At 43.4% G+C, this 18,767-nt stretch carries 15 protein-coding genes and 1 riboswitch; of the genes, 2 read left to right on the top strand and 13 right to left on the bottom strand.

The features are described from left to right. Window positions 1–4: 4 nt before the first annotated feature. Window positions 5–2,095 carry a TonB-dependent receptor gene (locus tag KL866_RS05805; RefSeq protein ID WP_214993919.1) on the bottom strand — a complete coding sequence of 697 codons (2,091 nt, stop codon included), beginning with the start codon at window positions 2,093–2,095 and terminating at the stop codon, window positions 5–7. Window positions 2,096–2,150: 55 nt separating this feature from the next. After that, window positions 2,151–2,254, bottom strand: a riboswitch (TPP riboswitch). A gap of 129 nt (window positions 2,255–2,383) precedes the next feature. Then, the gene (locus KL866_RS05800; protein WP_025254437.1) at window positions 2,384–2,809 is read right to left on the bottom strand and encodes an acyl-CoA thioesterase; all 426 of its coding nucleotides are present in this window, start codon (window positions 2,807–2,809) and stop codon (window positions 2,384–2,386) included. A 59-nt stretch (window positions 2,810–2,868) separates the two neighbouring features. Between KL866_RS05800 and KL866_RS05795 the strand changes: the two genes are divergently transcribed. Continuing rightward, window positions 2,869–5,151, top strand: coding sequence for a GNAT family N-acetyltransferase (locus KL866_RS05795; protein WP_214993912.1), 2,283 nt, complete (start codon window positions 2,869–2,871; stop codon window positions 5,149–5,151). Window positions 5,152–5,317: 166 nt separating this feature from the next. Here KL866_RS05795 and KL866_RS05790 read toward each other — a convergent pair whose 3' ends face one another. Genes KL866_RS05790 through KL866_RS05765 form a run of 6 tightly spaced genes read right to left on the bottom strand, consistent with a single transcriptional unit; the run spans window position 5,318 to window position 10,261 of the window. Further along, window positions 5,318–6,583 carry a tetratricopeptide repeat protein gene (locus KL866_RS05790; RefSeq protein ID WP_025254435.1) on the bottom strand — a complete coding sequence of 422 codons (1,266 nt, stop codon included), beginning with the start codon at window positions 6,581–6,583 and terminating at the stop codon, window positions 5,318–5,320. 2 nt (window positions 6,584–6,585) lie between these two features. After that, the gene (locus KL866_RS05785) at window positions 6,586–7,197 is read right to left on the bottom strand and encodes an energy transducer TonB (protein ID WP_025254434.1); all 612 of its coding nucleotides are present in this window, start codon (window positions 7,195–7,197) and stop codon (window positions 6,586–6,588) included. Window position 7,198: 1 nt separating this feature from the next. Continuing rightward, window positions 7,199–7,597, bottom strand: a complete 399-nt coding sequence (locus KL866_RS05780; RefSeq protein ID WP_012517737.1) for a biopolymer transporter ExbD — start codon at window positions 7,595–7,597, stop codon at window positions 7,199–7,201. A gap of 11 nt (window positions 7,598–7,608) precedes the next feature. Next, window positions 7,609–8,133: a MotA/TolQ/ExbB proton channel family protein gene (locus KL866_RS05775; RefSeq protein ID WP_012517736.1), complete on the bottom strand. Its 525-nt coding sequence runs from the start codon at window positions 8,131–8,133 to the stop codon at window positions 7,609–7,611. Between the two features lies 1 nt (window position 8,134). Continuing rightward, entirely contained in the window at window positions 8,135–9,493 is a 1,359-nt protein-coding gene (locus KL866_RS05770) for a MotA/TolQ/ExbB proton channel family protein (protein ID WP_025254433.1), read from the bottom strand. Between the two features lie 6 nt (window positions 9,494–9,499). Further along, on the bottom strand, window positions 9,500–10,261 hold the full coding sequence (locus KL866_RS05765; RefSeq protein WP_025254432.1) for a DUF3450 domain-containing protein: 762 nt from the start codon (window positions 10,259–10,261) through the stop codon (window positions 9,500–9,502). Window positions 10,262–10,814: 553 nt separating this feature from the next. Between KL866_RS05765 and KL866_RS05760 the strand changes: the two genes are divergently transcribed. Continuing rightward, the gene (locus KL866_RS05760; RefSeq protein ID WP_025254431.1) at window positions 10,815–11,369 is read left to right on the top strand and encodes a 2OG-Fe(II) oxygenase; all 555 of its coding nucleotides are present in this window, start codon (window positions 10,815–10,817) and stop codon (window positions 11,367–11,369) included. 15 nt (window positions 11,370–11,384) lie between these two features. Here the strand turns inward: KL866_RS05760 and KL866_RS05755 are convergent, their stop codons facing one another. The 5 genes from KL866_RS05755 to KL866_RS05735 form a co-directional block, all read right to left on the bottom strand. Continuing rightward, on the bottom strand, window positions 11,385–13,187 hold the full coding sequence (locus KL866_RS05755; protein ID WP_025254430.1) for a tetratricopeptide repeat protein: 1,803 nt from the start codon (window positions 13,185–13,187) through the stop codon (window positions 11,385–11,387). Next, a complete protein-coding gene (locus KL866_RS05750; RefSeq protein WP_214993905.1) occupies window positions 13,187–14,179 on the bottom strand; it encodes an aspartyl/asparaginyl beta-hydroxylase domain-containing protein in 993 nt (330 codons plus the stop codon). Before KL866_RS05750 ends, KL866_RS05755 begins: the two co-directional genes overlap by 1 nt. A 51-nt stretch (window positions 14,180–14,230) precedes the next feature. Next, window positions 14,231–14,503 (bottom strand): hypothetical protein, encoded by a 273-nt coding sequence (locus KL866_RS05745; protein ID WP_025254428.1) that lies wholly within the window; start codon window positions 14,501–14,503, stop codon window positions 14,231–14,233. Between the two features lie 5 nt (window positions 14,504–14,508). Next, window positions 14,509–15,639 (bottom strand): 2OG-Fe(II) oxygenase, encoded by a 1,131-nt coding sequence (locus KL866_RS05740; RefSeq protein WP_214993903.1) that lies wholly within the window; start codon window positions 15,637–15,639, stop codon window positions 14,509–14,511. A gap of 66 nt (window positions 15,640–15,705) precedes the next feature. Beyond that, the gene (locus tag KL866_RS05735; RefSeq protein WP_034325208.1) at window positions 15,706–18,513 is read right to left on the bottom strand and encodes a TonB-dependent receptor; all 2,808 of its coding nucleotides are present in this window, start codon (window positions 18,511–18,513) and stop codon (window positions 15,706–15,708) included. Window positions 18,514–18,767: the final 254 nt, after the last annotated feature.

The raw sequence follows: 18,767 nt of genomic DNA, 5'->3' as shown, positions 1-18,767 counted from the left end.
TTTTTTAAAACGCGTACTTAACAGTAATACCAAACTGGCGACCGTTACCTAATTGGTAATATGGTTCATCAAAAGCATACTCATCGCGAGGGTCGTTACTGAAACCGCCAAAACCACGAGTGTAATACTCACGGTCAAACGCATTTTGTACCCACAGCGAGGTCTGCCAGTCACCATGTAGCACCACTAACTCCGTATTAACCAGTGTTGTACTTGGTGCGGTAACATCATGACCGTCAGAAAAACGGTATTCGCTTTTATAGTCTACATCTACGCGCCAAAGTATGTTGTCTGTAAGTGCGTACTCACTGTAAAGGTTTGCGGTCCATTTAGGTGATTGAGCCTGTCTTTGCTCAGACACTTCAGTACCGTCTGCTAGTGTATATCCTTCAAACGTAGCGCTTAGGTAACCAACACTTGCATCTAGTTGCCATGCATCGCTAGCAATCCAACTAAGTTCAAGTTCGGCCCCTTTGTTTGTGCCTAAATCAGCATTATCAATAATATCTACAAAGCCTGCCGTGCCGTCGTCACGGGTGATAACGTCAAAATCACTTACTTGCGTATCTTTTCTATCCATATAGAAAATTGCCGCACGCGCAATAAGGCCAGGCGTTAGCAACGGGCCTTTTACACCCACTTCGTAGTTCCAGTTGTATTCTTCGTCAAAGAAGCGCTGATTATCGTTTACTCGACTGTCGGGGTTAAAGCCTGCGCCCTTATAACCGCGTGAAATGCTGCCGTAATAGAAGTGGTCACCCTGGGTATACTGAAGCGCCACTTTTCCGCCAACCATTGTTGTGTCAAACGCGCGTGTAAGCTGATTATTGTCAGCGTAATCAAAATCGTAGTTTTCTACTCTCAACCCGGCAACAAGCGTTAAGTTTTCTTTTAAGCGACTTTCCGTCTGAGCGTAAATAGCGGTAGTTGTTGGCGTATATTCACTGGCAAAGTCACTATCCAAATACGTGTATTCACGCAGTAACTTTTCTTCTGTGTTTTTATAAAATACGCCTACTGTCCAATCCGTCATACCATCGAAAAGTGCGGCACTGTCAGACGACACAAAACGCAACTCACCGGTTTGGGTTTCAACATCTCGGTAGTACGCATCAAAAGACGTATAACCCCACGGGTGGAAGCCATCGAATGTCCAGTCTTCATCATAGCCATAAGCAATATTATGAGAGGCATGAGTTGCGATAAGGATGAAGTCGCCCGCCGCAGTATTGGTTGTAGAGCGTGCGCTTACTGCATGTGTTTGGTGTTCGTCAAAACCTGGCTCGTCAGACAGTGTTTTGTTGTCGTTATCAAGTGAGAAGGCATCGTAGCCGTTGTCAATATCGTACCAGCGGTAGGTAAGCGCAAGCGTGGTTCGTTCATCTACACTGCCCTTTACGGCAAAGCGCAATGCGGTTTCGTCAATATTATTGGTGTCGCTTCTATCTAAAAAGGTATTTTCTACAAAGCCATCACTACGGTTATGCACCAGCGCTACGCGATATCCCCAATCGGAATTAATATCGTCGCCCGTTGCCCCTTCAATACGATAACTTTCTTTGTTACCAATACGTGCTTCTACGTAGTCTGGCGCATCGCTGCCTACGTTGTTACTAGAAAGCTTAACCGCTCCGGCCAGTGCGCCTGTGCCGTAAAGCGTAGCCTGAGGTCCGCGATAGACTTCTAGTTGCTTTGTATCAAAAATGATACCTGCTGCAGCAAGGCCTGAAAAATCAAATTCATCGACAATAAAGCTTACCGAAGGGTTGATTGGCTCGGCGAACTGGCTACGCTCACCAATACCTCGAATTTGCACAAAGCGTCCACGTGAAGCACCCGCCGCAAAATTAACATTTGGAATACTGTTTAACACACTGTCGATATGACTTGGCTGCCTGCTGCGAAGGCGCTCTTGGTCTAAAATAGTCGCGCTAGCGCTTAGCTGGTCAAGTGTAGTTTGTCGAAAATCACCGGATACGACGACTCGTTCAATGTCAGAAGGCGCACTATTTGATGTGTTGCCCGCTGCGGATTCTTGTGCATAGGCTGCAACAGAACTTGCTAGCAATGATAGTGTGAAAAGTGTTTTATACATGGGATCTCTTGTTCTTATTGAAGAAAAAAGATCCGGGTCTAACGGCAGGTGATAAGGCTATGCTGTGAACCATCCCTACGCCGGTATTATCCGGATCAGGTTTAAGGGTTCCCACGTGAGTGGATCTCAGACCGAAAACGGACACCCCTTGGTATAGTGTTGGGCTACTCAAATAGTAACCTCAACGTCTGCGACGGAGTCTACCAGTTCAATACACGCCGTCAAGCAGATAACACATTAAGCTAAGGTCATAATTTTTATATGATATAAGGCATAAAGAGCCCAAGGCTATTCAGCGTTAATATTCATATTAAGACGACGTACTTCATCGTCAGTCTGTGCTTTTAACCCTTCTAGCGTTTTGCCGTGTGCCGTTGGTTGACGAGTATCTGGGTCTACCTTTACGAACACGATATCATCTGCAAAACAGATAGTTTTTTTAGTGGCCTTATTGCGCACTAGACAACTTACGGTAATAGACGAACGGCCTACTGCCTTAGTTTCCAGACCAAACTCTACAATATCACCTTGCATAGCCGGTGATTCAAAACTAATTTCACCAATATGCTTAGTGACCAAGCAGTTAGTTTCTAACTGGCAGATTGCCCAAATGGCAGCTTCTTCGTCTATCCATTCTAACGCGCGGCCACCGAACAAAGAATTGGCATAATTAAGGTCGTTTGGCATAACTAAACGCCGAGAAAGAAAGCGCATTCGAATTCCTCACAATAAATCGCTACTATAGGGTCAGATTATACCGAAAAAACTGTTTCATGGCGCTAACTCAATTACGCGAATGGCTACTCGCTCCCTATCACGAATACAGCTTCGCAAATAGCTACGAAAATGTCTGCGAAAAAAGCTCGCACCTATCAGACATAAATTACCCAACTCACCGAAGAATGCTGGTGATTTCTGGTCATGATACGTTTTGTGAAACCGCATTATCCATTATTCAAACTTTAGCAGATGAAACTGCATTTTTGAGCGTAGCGACCTTTACTAGTAATGAGCTAAAAGGAAAAAGACGAAAAAAAGTGCTAGGCAGTGAGTACGATATTGCGACATTGGACTGTCGAGATTCTTTTAAGCCTGGCGATGCAATGGCAGTGGCAGGCATAGTAAAACACCGTGGGTGTTTAATACTTATCTGTCCTGAGTTTGAGCAGTGGTGCAGCAATGCTTCAGTCTCTTTTCTATCAGAAGGCTTTACGCTCACCCATAGCCGATACCTCGCACGTTTTACTGAATGCCTGCGTACAAATGCTGACATAGCACTTCTTAGCGAATCTATAGCTAGGCTACCGGATTTGACAACCTATCGAGTAGAAGGGCCACCCTTAGAAAAAACCTATCGAGGTTCGCTGTTCAAATCCAAAGAGCAAGAAAACGCTTATAGCCGGTTGTACCAGTCTTACTCACTAAACAAGTTGAACGCCTTAGTTACTGCACCGAGAGGAAGAGGTAAATCTTCTTTATTGGGCATATTTATTGATAGCTTAGTGAGAGAAGGGAAAAACGTGTTACTTACTAGCGAGCAGCGTGAAAACGTTGCTAGCGTAATGTCTCAGCTTCACCAATTTGATGGCACCAAGGAAACAAACGTTCAGTTTCACCATACCGACTCTGTAGATCAAAAGCGGCGGCCCGTTGACGAACGAAGGATGTCCTTGGGTTCTGTAAAATGGGTACCACCTGACAGTGAACTGCTTTACAACGAAGACAATACAACTTACGACCTGGTAGTGGTTGATGAGGCCGCATCAATGCCCCTTCCTACCGTAAACCGTATAATGGCGACTAACCCGCAGTGGATTTTGAGCACAACGCTACAGGGCTATGAAGGGTCAGGAAACGGATTTATTCATAAACTCATTCCTACCTTGCCTAGCGGCAGCATTCATCTCAGGCTGTCGACTCCATTACGGTGGTATGAAAACGACGCTATTGAAGCATTTTTTAAAAGATCATGCTTGTTTGAAAGCAGCACTACGAACGATAACATCACAGGTGTCGAGTCAGAAGATAGCTTCGAACTAATAAAAAGATCCGATTTCTTTTTAGGTTCTTTCAAAAATGTAAACGAAAGCACGCTTCGGCAAGTTATGCATCTTCTTGCACTTGCACATTACCAAACCACGCCCGACGATTTTATGCGCCTACTCGATAGTCCAGACGTACTGGTTGCTATACTGAAATCAGATAGCCATGTGATAGCAGCGGCGATAATAAATATCGAAGGTGGTACAAGGTTAAACAACGTATCAACGGATATAGCGTCGGGGCGCCGCCGTCCTAAGGGCCATTTAGGCGCACAACGGCTCACCTTGTTGTCCACTAACCCAGAGGCGGCTACCTATAACTATTGGCGAATTAACCGTATTGCCGTACACCCGATGCTTCAAAATAGGGGAATCGGTAGCTATGTGGTTAAAGAGGTAGTTAACCAAGCCCGTGAACAGGCCATAGAAGCAACGTGTACGTCTTACGGTACCACGTTAAAGCTCGATAAATTTTGGGCTCGAAATGGATTTGAAATAGTTGATTATGGTCGAAAGCCTAATAAAGCCAGTGGAGAAACCAGCGCTTTAGCGATATTGCCTCATACCCCTAAGGCAACTGACTTTGCTGCGACACTAATAGCGTTGAAAACAAGTTTCAGTAGCAACTCAAGCTTGTATGAACTACCCAGTTCAGTTTTAGAGATTTATATAACTAAGTTAGCTCAATTCACACAAGGTACAAGGACACTAGACGATGTTTGGCCCATTTTGAATAAGTTGTCGGGCGGATTACAGTCTAATTATCACACTAAAGACCAAGGTTGGGACAATAGAACTCACCCTGAAAATAAAGTGCTTAATTCTCAATTAGAAACACTCAATAAACTGATGAAGGCAATGAGTACTCAAAGATACTTAGTAGAAGTGTTTAGTTATTCAAATGTGGATATGAAGAGAATTATAGAGGTCTTTAAAAACAATGGGTTAGCAGTAAATGGATTGAAAGAAGCGACCTCATTAATTAGAACGATGTTGCGCTCGGTTTTCTGCTAACTGTCTTGCGTACAATATTGCTTAACGATAGGCCTTCAAAATGCCTTTCACCACAATCATATAGCCTTATATTCGCCTTCACTTCGATCTAATTTTTAAAACGATGAAACTAAAGCTGCAGACAAAAAAAAGCCTCCCAAAGGAGGCTTTTGTCTAATTCCGAATATTAGATATTAATACCGCGGTTTTTAGCTTTTTCTTTTATGTAAGGTTCCCACGCTGCCGCGTTACGGCGAAGTGAGCGATCTTTCTTAGCTTCTTGTACATGTTTGTATGCAGATCTGAAGTTACCCGCGTAGAAGTTCGCTTCCATTAGTGTGAAGTGAATCTTCTCAGGGTCTTCGGCACCACGTTCTAGAGCATTCTCTAGAGCTTTAATAGCGCCTTTATAGTCTTCTGCTACAAGTAAAAGAGTACCTTGCTTACGATAATGCTCAGGATCTGAACTCTTAGCTGCAGCTTGTGCATACAAGTTTGCCGCTGTTTTAAAGTTCTTAGCCTGGTGATATGCGTTCGCTATATTAGCAATCATATCAGCATCGTTCTTCAACAAGCCTTCTTTCATGTGCTTTTCAAGCAACTTTGCAGCCTTGTGAGGCATGCCATTACTTTGATAAAGCTGTGCAAGCGTTTTAATTTCTGAATCTTTTTCTAGATAACCTTGCATATAAGCAAGCTCTAGCGTTGAAAGACCTTTTTTGTAGTCTTCAACCAAGATGTAGAAAAAGCCAAGACGTGACCACCACGTTTTTTCCTGAGGGAAAGTCTTAACAAGATCTTCCGCTACAGAAACCGTTTCAGGGTACATCTTACGCTCGTAGTAAGAAGTTAGCTTCAATACATACGGGTTTTTGTTTGGCTCTTCGTACAAAGCAATTGCTTTGTCAGCCGGCTCAACCATCTTAGCTAATTGCTTAGATTCGAAATAAGCCTGGGCCAAACGCGTATATACGTCAGCATCTTCCTTACACGTGAAGTCCATCCACTCGTTATACCACTTTATGGCATCGGTGTACTTTTCTTCCTGCATACTCAAATCACCTATTAACTTAAGTGTTTGAGAGTGTTCAAGGTCGTTTAGCACTTTTGGTTGAACTGATTCAACCAAATATCCAAGCGATTTAACACCTTGACCTTCTTGCGCAGCAAGTAAGTTACCAATAAAACGTTTAACATAGGCGCGGTCGAAATCGTCTGAAGCGTCGATTTCATAAAGCACGTTTAACGCTTCATTGACTTGGTCTTCATTGTAGAACTCAAAAGCTTTCTGAACTTTTTTACCGGTACGCTCACCTACTAGCGTTGTTTTACCCTTTTCATAACCAGGGCAAACAACAGGTGCTGACTGCGCTAGAGCAGCGGGTGCTGATAGCACCGCACCTGCGCCTAGCACTAAAGCAACGGCTGACATTTTGAATGTACGTTTCATCATGATCATTGCTCCAGTTTAAAGTCTAGCTGTACGAACATGCCTGTTTGTTTAACGGGCTTGCCATCAACGATCTTAGGCTTGTATTTCCACTTACGTAGAGCACGACGTGCTTCACGGTCGAATACGCGCTTAGGTTCAGCTTCGATAACTTCGATATCTTCAACACCACCAACTTCGTTGATAGTGAAAGACAGTCTTACCCAACCTTCACGGCCATCGCGGGCTGCATCAGGTGGATATTTCGGGTCGATACGAACGATAGGTGTTGCTTCACCGTCACGCTGCATTGCACCAACACCACCAATGTTTACACCAACACCACCTGTGTCGATAGCTGGAATAGCTAAGCTAAAGCCATCTGCATCAGGTTCCGCTGTTTCCGGCTCTACTTGCTCCATTTTCGGAGGCTGTGGAGGCGGAGGCGGCGGTGGTGGTGGAACACGAGTACGCGTTTGCGTCTGGTCGTCTGGTTCCTGCATTACAATATCGATAACCGGTGCAGGCGGTACTTCGTCTGCTGGTCTAGATGAATTTTCAATCAACTTGGCCATTAGAACGAACAGGGCAAATGCGACCGCAGCACCTAATACAATAGATACAAGTATACGTAACATCTTATCCCCTTGCCGCTACCGAGACTCGGTTAACGCCAGCGGCTTTAACCTGATCCATAATTTCAACTACTAAACCATGTTTCGCTTTAACATCAGCTTGAATGATTACGTAGTCAGTCGGCTGCTCGGTAAGCAGTCTTTCAATATTCGCCCTTACGCTGTCCGGCGCTACTTCACGTTTATCTAGCCATACATTTCCGTCTTCAGTTACGGCAATGAAAATGTTTGCATTTTTGTGAAGTATTGCCTGGCTCGCATCTGGCTTGTTGACTTCGATCCCTGCTTCTTTAACGAAAACAGTGGTAACGATAAAGAAGATAAGCATGATAAACACGATGTCCAACATGGGCGTCATATCGATCTGTGCATCTTCTTCCTCGGTTCTGACTTTTCGAGCCATAATCTCTCTCTCTAATGATGTGGCAGGCTATCAACTAGCCCTTCTCTTGCCAGCTTCACTTTCGCTTCAAGACGTGAACTGATGAACAGCCCAGATAGCGCGGCTACCATTCCCGCCATTGTCGGGATAGTTGCCATGGAGATACCAGCTGCCATTAGTCGTGCGTTGCTGGTGCCCTGTGTTGCCATTGTCTCGAAAACACTGATCATACCGGTTACTGTTCCAAGTAGACCGATTAGTGGACACATTGCAATAATGGTTCTGATAATCAGCATTCTAGCGTTTAGATCGTCTGACGCTTGAGAAATCCACGCGTCACGGATTCTATGCGCATACCATGATGTGGTATCTGCTCGGGCATCCCAATTGGCGATGATGTTTTTCTTCACCTTTGGGAAGACCGAGGTTAAATACCAGTAACGCTCAATCATTAAAACCCACATGAGAAAGAGCGCGGCAGCAACGAAATAAAGTACGTCACCGCCGGTAGCGATAAAGTCCCTGACCGATTCGAATAATCCAATCAGGTAATTCATATTACGCTTTCTCCGACTCTGAGTGAGCAGCTACGATACCCGCAGTTTGCTCATCAAGAATGTGGATGATTGACTTGCTACGAGAAGCTACGATGCTGTGAGTAAGGATTAGAGGCAGAGCCGCGATAATACCTTGAGCAGTAGTTACAAGAGCCATTGAGATACTTCCTGCCATCATACGTGGGTCACCAGTACCGAACAATGTGATGGTTTGGAACGTCTCGATCATACCTAGTACTGTACCTAGTAGACCTAGTAGAGGCGCAATCGCTGCGAAAATCTTGATTACGTTGATGCCGCTTTCAATTTTTGGAAGCTCGCGAAGAATCGCTTCATCAAGTTTAAGTTCAAGGTTTTCTGCGTCAGCAGTTTTGTTCTCTTGGTAAACTTTTAGGATACGACCTAGTGGATTGCCTTCAGATGGGCTGTTCACGTTCTTAAGCTGTGAACGCATTTTGCCACCAGTGATGGTTAGCGTAATCATCTTGTAAAGACCAATCAGTAGACCAACAGCTAGCATTAGCGTAATTGTGTAACCTACTGGACCACCCGCGTGATAACGCTCAGACATTGTCGCTTTTTGCTTCAATAGACCAAGGATACCGCCTTGAGAAGGATCAGCGTAGAAAGGCGTGAAACCTGAAGTCGCGTCAATTAGATCTTCTGCAGAAGCTACGAAGTGACCGTCTGGTTGACGACCTAGAGGCTGAACAACTTCAGACTCAGCGTCGTATGCTAGGTAACCGTCTTGACCAACAAGGTTGAAAGTACCGATACGAACAACTTCTTGCTGTGAAGAACCGCCGTCAAGATTAACAACCTCAGTCGTAAACTTAACTACTTCACCACCTTCAGTCATTTCTTTTTGAAGTGCAAACCACAAGTCTTCTAGTTCTTTGATGTTTGGAAGACCTTTAGAATCTTCAGACATCTCAGCTAGGAACTGGCTGCGGCCTGGGAATTGAGCACTAACGATTGAAGTAGAGATACGACCGTAAGCTTCAGAAGATGCTTGACGTACCACACCGAACATTTCGCCAAGTGTACCAGTTGCCTGATCTAACTCAGCTGCTTTTTCGTTTAGTGTTACTTCGTTGTCTGAGAATTGCTTCTGTAGACGATCGCCACGACCCTGCTCAGCTTTTAGATTTGCTTGAGCTTTACGCAGAAGCGCTTGCTTGTCAGCACGTGCTGACTGGAACTCAGCTTCACGTTGCTTGTCTAGACGAGCTTCAGAAACACGGTTCTGTTGAACCTGGTCTAGAAGATCTTTCAGGCTCTTTGCTTCCTGAGCTTGCGCTCCGGTTGCCGCAACTGCAACTGTCGCAGCGGCTAAAAGAGATTTGAATACTGGTTTCATTAACAATTACTCCGCTGCGCTAATTGGTAGTTTAACAAGAGCCGCAGGAATGGTGCCGTTAGCCATTTTTACTGCGTCAATAGTTGAAGAAAGGTACTCATCACCTAGCTTCTCCCAAGTGCGGCTTTCATTGTTCCAAACCCACGCGTGTGTTTGGTCAAGAGAAAGAGCTAGTAGTGCTGTACGACCTAGGTTAAAGAAGTCAACAGTTACTTCAGTACCCGCATCATCGATAGTACCTTGGTAAGAGTTAATCTTAGTACCGTACTCAACTTCCACTAGGTAAGCTTCTAGTACCTGACGGAACTGCTCTGATACAGTAACGTTAGAGTTAGCCATTAGGTCGCGAAGACGCTCAACACGCTGAAGACGCTCTTCCAAGCGAATTGGACGGTCTAGATTGATGAACTGCTCTAGGCTGTCAATCATGCGGAACATAAGAGGAACGATACCCTGCTTAGTTTGCTCGATGCTGTCGATTTGACGTTGTAGAGAGTCGATACCGCGTTGCTGGTCAGCAACTAGGCTTGCGATGTAATCATTGTAGATTTTAAGGTTTTCTGTCTCATCTACTGTTTGACGATACTCAACAAGTAGTTCTTGAGACTGCTCAAACAACGTGTTGATTTTTTCTTGAGATTTCGCCGCAGCCGCGTGGATTTTTGCTTCTTCTTTATGAAGATCTTCAAGCGTGTCTGCAGAGACTGCACTACCTGTTAGTGCGAATGCACCCATAACAGTAGAAGCAATAAGAGTTCTCTTGCTCATTTTGGACATAGTTCCCAACCAAATTTCTTATTTGAATCCTCGCCGATAGGAAATTATTCGGGCAAGGGGCGTATAAAACTTTCACAATTTTGTTTCAGGAATGTAGCGCCGACGTCAATAGTCAGTACTACGAACGTAGTATACTCACACGGAATGTTACGCTTAGTCAAGTAACACACTGTTTACACCCAACAGATTTTCGATTAACTGCTCGTTTTCCGTCCAGTTAGGTAAAATAAGTATTCGAAATTTTCTTGCATAAATCTGGCCACCTCTTAATCGTTTAATATTCAATCAAAATTATCATATTTAAATGCATTAAACTAAAGTATGGATGCAAAAGTATGCGACGCCTTGCACTGCTTTAGTTCAAAATAGAATTTTCGCACTAAAACTACTTAATTCATGTCATGGTGGCAGGCTTCTAATTGCATCTATTTCAATGTTCTTTAAATTGAAGGATGTAAACAAGAACCTATAGAAATTAACATTGGATTGCTATCCACAATTTGGTATTTATACCGCATCTATATATAACAAGAATGATTTAAACATGAGCGCACCTACGTACAGCTATACAATAAATGATAAGCCAGTTTGGGTATTCGACGATTTATGTTCGCTAGAAGAAGCGACTGGAATTTTTAAAGGATTAGAAATCAGCGCATTTAAGCATACAGAAGTTGCGCGTCCTGATACCGCTCAATATAAACACTGGGCAGTTGAACTTAGCGACACACAAGTAAGAGGGCTTGCCGTTTATCAGCACGCAATAAAAGAGATTTTTAATACCACTGGTAAACACTACAAGGCATATCGAGGATATGTAAATTATGCTTCTTACGGCGACATGCTCTTTACTCATACCGACTGTCTTCCTGACGCCGATGAACTTACTGTGTTAGTTTACCTATGCCCAGAATGGGATATTGAATGGGGTGGCGAAACACTTTTTTATAACGACAAAGACGACTGCGTTTTTGCCTGTACGCCTAAACCTGGCAGAACAGTAGTATTTCACGGCGCTATTAAACATGTGGGCAGGCCGCCCAATCGTATTTGCTACATGCCAAGATACACGCTTGCATTCAAGTTAGAGCCAGCCTAACACCGACTCTTAACTTTACGTATGTGGCACAATATCGAAAGCAACCGTTAAGCGTTGATCATTTGATATAATTGGGTTCGTACCGTGCCACATATATGAAGGGAAGAAGGCTATACTTCCTTCTTGCGGTTTAATCGCAAAATCTTCGGGCATAATTACGCCACTTATATCTGGCCGCCCAAAAACCAACCAACCATTTCCATTTGTTGCGACTTCGCTAGGCACGTCTACATACAATACACCGCTAAGCCAACCTTCTGAATGGTAATGGGATTTGTGGAATCCTTTTTGCCGTAACCTCACCGACCAGCTCCCAATAAAGTCTATATTTGGGCTTAGACGAGACAAAAACGGATGCTTCTTTTCGTGCGTTAGTTTCGATATAAACAACTTGGCTCTTTCTTCGATGGCCGCTTTTAACTGTTTAATTATTGGATGCGCTGAATCTAGAAGATTTTCGAATGTTTGAGAACCATTACGCAGAGATTGTCCTATAGGGTGTCTTTCATTATTGTGAAGCGTATTGAGATACTCTCTTAGCTCGCTTATAAATTTCCTATTTGTATCTTCGTTTTCTAACAACGAAGTTACATTCACAAATCTTTGATAATCACATAGCTGAACATACTTAGCCTCATCGCCATTTGCTTTGTATGCTGTAGAAAGCAAAGTCCAATACCCTTGATTTAAAGGTGCAATTCGGCACACTAGCTCAAGTGCTTTTACCGCTTCTTTGTACCTATCAAGACTCAACAATGAATAGCTTTTCTCAATCAGTAATGGAAGCGTCTCTAAGGTGGGATTAGAGGCTTTAACACTAACGGTGGCCAGCGCTTTCTCAAATTCTCCAAGCTCTCTGAGCGTGTTTGATAAACTGGCCGCTGCGGCAATTTGATAAGTTGGCAGCCTCGCTTCGAGAAGCTTTTCTAACCATAGTTTCGCTTTATCAAACTCTTCTACCCTAATCATCAATTCCGTATAAGCTAAAACTAAATCGGGATTGTTAATTGACAAGTTTGTCTCTAAAAGAGAAAACGGTGCTTCAAGGTTTTGAACCCAGGCTAAATGAGCGTATTCTTTATGCAAACCTACGCTTGTAGGAAAAGCCGTTAACCCTTCTTTATAAGTAGCGAAAGCCTCGTTTAGCAAGCCACTGAGTGCTAACACAGCCGCTAGGTTTTGAAAAAGCTCAGCATTAGGTTTACCACTAGACAGCGCCTTTTTATATAGTGCAATCGCTTCCTCGAGCTGGCCATTTCTGCGTTTTATGTTTCCTAAATTGTTCAGCGCCCTTACATTATGCGGTTCATTATCTAACAACTGATTTAAATAACGCTCAGCCTTATCTTCTTGATTATTATCAACTAAAATAGATGCTATCAGCAGCAGGACAGAGCTTTTATTTGGCTGTTTTTCCAATAACTGACGACATTGCTTTTCAGCTTCACTATAGCGCTTTGCGTTAAAAAGAGCCCTTGCTAAGTTGTACTTATAATCGAAAGTACTGGGTTTAATTTTTATAGCTTTAGTAAACCATAAAATAGCTTTATCACTTTGCCCTTTTTCTAAAAACAGGTTCCCATAACTATTCATCAAATCAGTAGACTTTGGAAATAGTTTCAAGCCTTTTTCAAAGGTCTTTGCAGCTTCGTCCGTTCTGCCGGTTTTTCTTAACGCGCTTGCATATAATTGTGAGACAACTGCATCAACACGTGTTAACGATCCGTTCTGCTTTACTGTGTTAATAACAAAAGGGAAATCGCCTCTATTAAACGCATTGATCAAGTTTGGAATGACTATATTTGGCCGCGACTGCATTATTTGTATAACCTTCTGTCCAATGTCGCTAATTCCCCATATTGCGAAGACCACTCGCTATATTCTGCAATAAACTGTGCAATATCCGCTCTCTCGTTAGTCGTCAAATGAGGGTTCCAGATATCCATAATCAAAACTGCTCGGGCTGACTCGTCTCCATTTTCTGCGCTATGTTGAAAACTATCATCAAACAAAATTGCTGTTGTATTTTCATGCCAATACATTTTTTCATTGGCAACGTTCAAATAAGATTTGTCATTGATTATAAGGGGAATGTGCAGTGTCCACTTAATATTAGAAACTCCAAAGTGAGGCGGTATTTTAGTTTTTGGCTGTAGCACAGAGATTACAATTTCGGGCGCGTGCACGGGACAGTGAGCTAAGATCGGCGACTCAAATAACGTCTTTATTTCACTGGGAAGCTTTGAACCATGTTCGGTAAGCTTACCGCCTTTCATTAGGTGGAGTGAATTCCATTTTTGGGCTAGCTGCGCCCATTCTTCGGTATCTGGTACATCACCAGTATGATGGATATAGCGTTCGTTAGCTTGTGATAATTGGGATATGAAGACATCTTTATGTTCAGAAAGTGCATTAACATAAGTATTTAGGCCTTGCACTGAATTCACATCAGAAAAAGGCGCAGATGGAAGATTTGGAACATATAGAAAACTTGGCGATTGATATGCCTTATCAAATTGCTTTTTTTCGGCGCCACAAAATATTCTCACGGCTTTTTTAAGCCTATCAGTCGTGCCAATCGACTGTGTTTTCACAAACAAATCACGTCGAGCTAAATTACCTACGTTATGAATATGAGTAGCTTGAGATTTTGAAAGTGATACTTCGGTAGCTGGCGATAAGTACTCTGGCCATTGCCGATAAACTTCACTGTAAAGAAGAAGAGCATCATTATAATTAGCCGCGTTGATAGCGATGGTTATTTCTGCGAGTATTTCTTCTAAATTGCTATTATTGTTTTTATCTTTCATACAAAAAAGGGAAGTGTTTTGCTTCCCATCTTAAACAAACTTTAAGTGTAATTACTGGTCACCGCCGCCAGTTTCTGTACCGCGCTGCATACGCAACCAGCCGTCGCGACCTGCTTCACGCATTTGTTCTCTTTCTTCTACAGAGTAACATACGCGCTGCATGCGATTTGAACCGATCTTTTTCTCCATTTTGCATACCATACCATCGTCTTCTGCATTGGTATCAGCTTTTGCGTATTGAGAACTTTGATTACTCGTTGAACCACACGCGCCAAGTGCTAGAGCGAGGCTTGATGCAAGAATTATCTTTGTAACTTTTTTCACTTGTGTTATCCCTTAGTATAATTGCCGTAAATTAAGTTACCATAAATAGTGGAAGATTCTCTAATCCATTTTGTAACTAACCATTTATTTTCCGAAACTGTTGGTGTGCCAGCATGATAGCTGTTCAACAGTAGCTTACCGTTTTCATCGCTGTTGGAAAAAACAACCATATTCCCGCCTTTTGGCGCTATGCGAATATCAAGTTTTGGAAAAAGGGTTTCCCCTCCCCCACTCACCGTGTTCAAGTAAACAAGTGCAGTCTTAACGCGCTGCTTTCCGTCTTTAAACATTGCAGCGTCGTTTATTTCATTTAGCCCGTCGTAATGCGGCTTATACTCTTGGCCGGGTGCATACCTAAGTAAATTTAATGCTTCGCCGTTACGTCGGGGAGTCTGTGTCACCTGAGATATTGTTTTATCTAACTTACGTGTAATCCAATCGCACTGGCTAGGTTCTATTATCGCAACATAACTGGTTCGCACGCTATCCGTTCTACCTTGCCCTGTAACGGGGTCTACGACCATTGACGGCTGCAACAAGGCGCTAAATTTAGTAATTAAATAGCGACATTCGAATTCAGATAGAGCGTTAGCGTATACTTTAATGGGTAACGACTTGTCTAGAACTTTTGAAGGTTCATGTATTCTAGTGAGGGCACTAGCTATCTCTTCAATAGCCTGTTGATAAGCGCTTTTTTCACTATGCTTCAAGTCTTCAGAAACTAAATTAAGTTGTTTACTAATGTTTGGCGCAAGAAGGCATACTTTGTTAGCAATATATGAAAACGCCTCGTTACCAACTGTTAAATAAGACAACGCGACCAGATACGCTTCAATTACCCCTTTATCACCAAGTGAAAGTAGTGTTTGCGCAACCAATTCGGAGTGCGTAACTACGCCACCAAAGTAGCTAATCTGCAGCTTATGGAACTGAACGACGGCATTGTCGGCACATCCAGCGCGTTCTAGAAACGCTACTGATTCATTAGGGTTCTTTTTTGATTGATAATAGGCGTAATCTAACGCCGCATTTATATCCCCTAACACACCCGCTTGCTTAAGCCATTGCATAGCTTTATCTGTGTTGCCTGATAAATGGGCGTCGTTAGCATTATTGATACACTGTTCTATATTCATTTGCTGTCGTCCACATAACAAAAAAGCCTCCGAAGAGGCTTTTTTAAATTCTATCTACAACTTCGATTAGAAGTTAACATTTACGCGTGAGTAGAAGAATTGTCCAGGAATTTCATACATAGACGGGTCGAAGCTGTTAGCAAACGTCGAGTAAGAAACTTCTGGGTCAGTGTCGAACAAGTTGTTCACACCAAGCGTAATACGTAGGTTATCGTTAACCGCGTAACCTAGTGATACATCGTGGTATGCCATATCTTCAAGTTCGTTGAAGCTATCGCCACCAAGCTCTTCACTTGGATCGCTACAAAGCTGTTGATCAAGCGTATCGCCATCGATTGAACACTCTTCAGTAGTGTGGCCGATGAAGCGAACTAACCAGTTAGCTGTCCAGTCATCGTACGCCCACGTTACTGCAAGGTTAGTACGTAGACGTGGAACAACATCACGGTCGCCCGCAAGACCCGCATCGTTAAACTCGGTAGATGTATTTGTTACTGGGTCGATTACGATAGTAGTACGCTCGTCAACATAAGTACCATCCCAGTTAATGCGGAAATCACCGTACTCAGTTTCAAAGTTATACGCTACGTTGTAGTCGAAACCAGACGTTGTTTGACCACCAAGGTTTACTTGACCGTTGAACAAGTCTACTACGTTACCACCAGCACCACGTTCGATAAGCGAACATAGATTTACACCAGTTTGGGCACAGGCATTAAGAATAGTTTGTGCACCAACAGATGACACTGCGTTGTCTACTTCAATATCGAAGATATCAAACGTGATTGACAGGCCTTCAACTGCTTCAGGAGAGTATACGAAACCGTATGTAAAGCTTTCTGCTTCTTCAGCTTCTAGGTCTGCGTTACCACCTACAGTTGTACGAATCTGCGTGTTAGGCTGTTCGTAAGTTGCAGGGATACCCGCACAACCTGGAAGGTCAGGGTTACCTGCAGCACCGCCATTACATGGATCGGTTAGTGGTGCAAAGCTATCGCTGTTACCTGAGAACAACTCATCAAGAGATGGAGCACGGAATGCTTCAGACCATGTACCACGTACAAGTAGGTCGTCATTAATACGCCACTTCAGACCAACTTTCGAGTTAGTAGTGTCACCAAAGTTGCTGTAGTCAGAATAACGGGTAGCAAGCTCTAGGTCTAACTGCTCTACACCAGGCATATCTGAAAGTAGTGGAACAGCAAGTTCTAGGTAAACTTCTTCAACGTCAAAAGCACCAGAGGTAGGCTGACGCGCGTTACCTGAAGTGATACCAGCTGCAATGATTGCGTCTGGCTGGTCGTAACCTGACTGCCAACGCTTCTCATAACCAGCAGCGAACGCTAAATAGCCCGCTGGTAGTTCAAGTATTTCACCAGAGATATTAGCAGAGTAGCTTTCAAGTGAAGAGTTTAACTCGTCTTGAGCAGTGAACGTAATGTAATCAAGCATTTCTTGCGTGATAGTACCTTCACCAATAACGTTTGGCGCGCCGCCAAATAGGTTAAGAGGTGTACACTCACCAGTACAGTCAGCAGGGTCGCCAATAGCTTGAGCAACACGGTCCATGTTAAGAAGACCGTCAGTAGACGTGTTTTGTGTGATATCTGCGTACGTGTAGTTAGCATCCCAGAAGAATTCTCTGTCCGCAAACTCAATTACACCGTCAAAACCACCGTTAAATTGGAACTGGTCAACGTTTTGTCTGAAACTACGGAAACCCGCTTCCATCATACGACGACCGAATAAGAACATTTCACGTGCATTTGGATCTGCATCAAGCACTGATTGGTCGGTTGAAACATCAACGCCGTACGGGTTAAATGGGTTATCAGCATCTAAAGTGAAGCCTGAATCACCAAACGCAGTACCGATAAATAACGGAGTTGGCGCTAGGGCCTGCTCTGATTTACGGTTACCGTAGAAGCCCGTTACGTTAACAGATAGGTTATCTGTAAGTTCATAACGTGCCTGAGTATAGATGTTAGTACGTTCTTGTGGTGTAGATAGGTAGTTGAACGGCGCGAAGTTGAAGCGGCTATCTGGTTCAACCCATGGTTCTAAACCACCGTTACCGTCACCTTGTTCGTTGAAGCCATTATCAGCTTGGTCAAAAGTCCAGAAACGCCCCTGAGGTGGAGCAGATGAACCGCCGAAACCTTCAGGCGTACCAAAAGTAGGTACTGCAGAGATTTCACGGTCGCCCGCTAGTGTTGGCTCTTCTTCTACGTAGCTGATGTTAAAGTAAACATTACCTTTGTCGTTAGAAGTACCGAAGCCGATATCCCACTGCTCTTTGTTGCCGTCGCCTTCGTCATATTGACCAACGTAACCAGATGCATGAACACCTTCAAAATCTTGACGAGTGATGATGTTTACAACACCAGCAACCGCGTCTGAACCGTAAACTGCTGATGCACCATCTTTAAGAACTTCAATACGCTCGATGATAGATGCAGGGATGTTGTTAAGGTCAACAGAGCCAGTAAGACCTGGCGCCCAACGCTTACCGTTAACAAGAACTAGTGTACGGTTTGAACCAATACCACGGATGTTAATAGTAGTTGTACCATTACCACCGTTGTTATTGTTGGTGTTAATCGCAGAACCTGCAGAAGGGATTGCTTGAAGAACGTCACCGATTGAAGTGATACCGAATTTTTCGATATCAACACGTGACATAACTGTAACTGGGTTTGCACCTTCAATATCGGTACGACGGATACGCGAACCAGTTACTTCGATTTTTTCTACTGCTTCCGCTGCTTCTTCGGTTTCCTGTGCGTTAACTGCACCAGTGAAGCCGATAGATGATGCAGCACCGAATGCGCACGCTAACTTCACTGACTTAGCCAGCTTAGAGTTTATAAACATGTATTGTCTCCCTGGACCACTAAAAACTCTTAGTGTGTGTTTCTTAAATCGTTTATATAACGAATTATTATTAGTAAGGTCAAAGCCTCACTTTGATAATAACCACATCCTAAGCGAACGGTCAACTGGGATCAGACGGGTGTTCCGTAAAAGTTCAATTTTTTTTCGTCTTTTTACCTCCTTCTGTAAATATTATCTTACATTTAACATTTAAAGCACATAAAACATCCTATCCAGTTCATTTTTTGTACTCT

It is taken from the genome of Alteromonas sp. ALT199 (assembly GCF_018619335.1).
GTDB lineage: Bacteria > Pseudomonadota > Gammaproteobacteria > Enterobacterales > Alteromonadaceae > Alteromonas.
The sequence above is the reverse complement of the archived record's forward strand: the minus strand, read 5'-3'. Positions and strand labels throughout refer to the sequence as shown.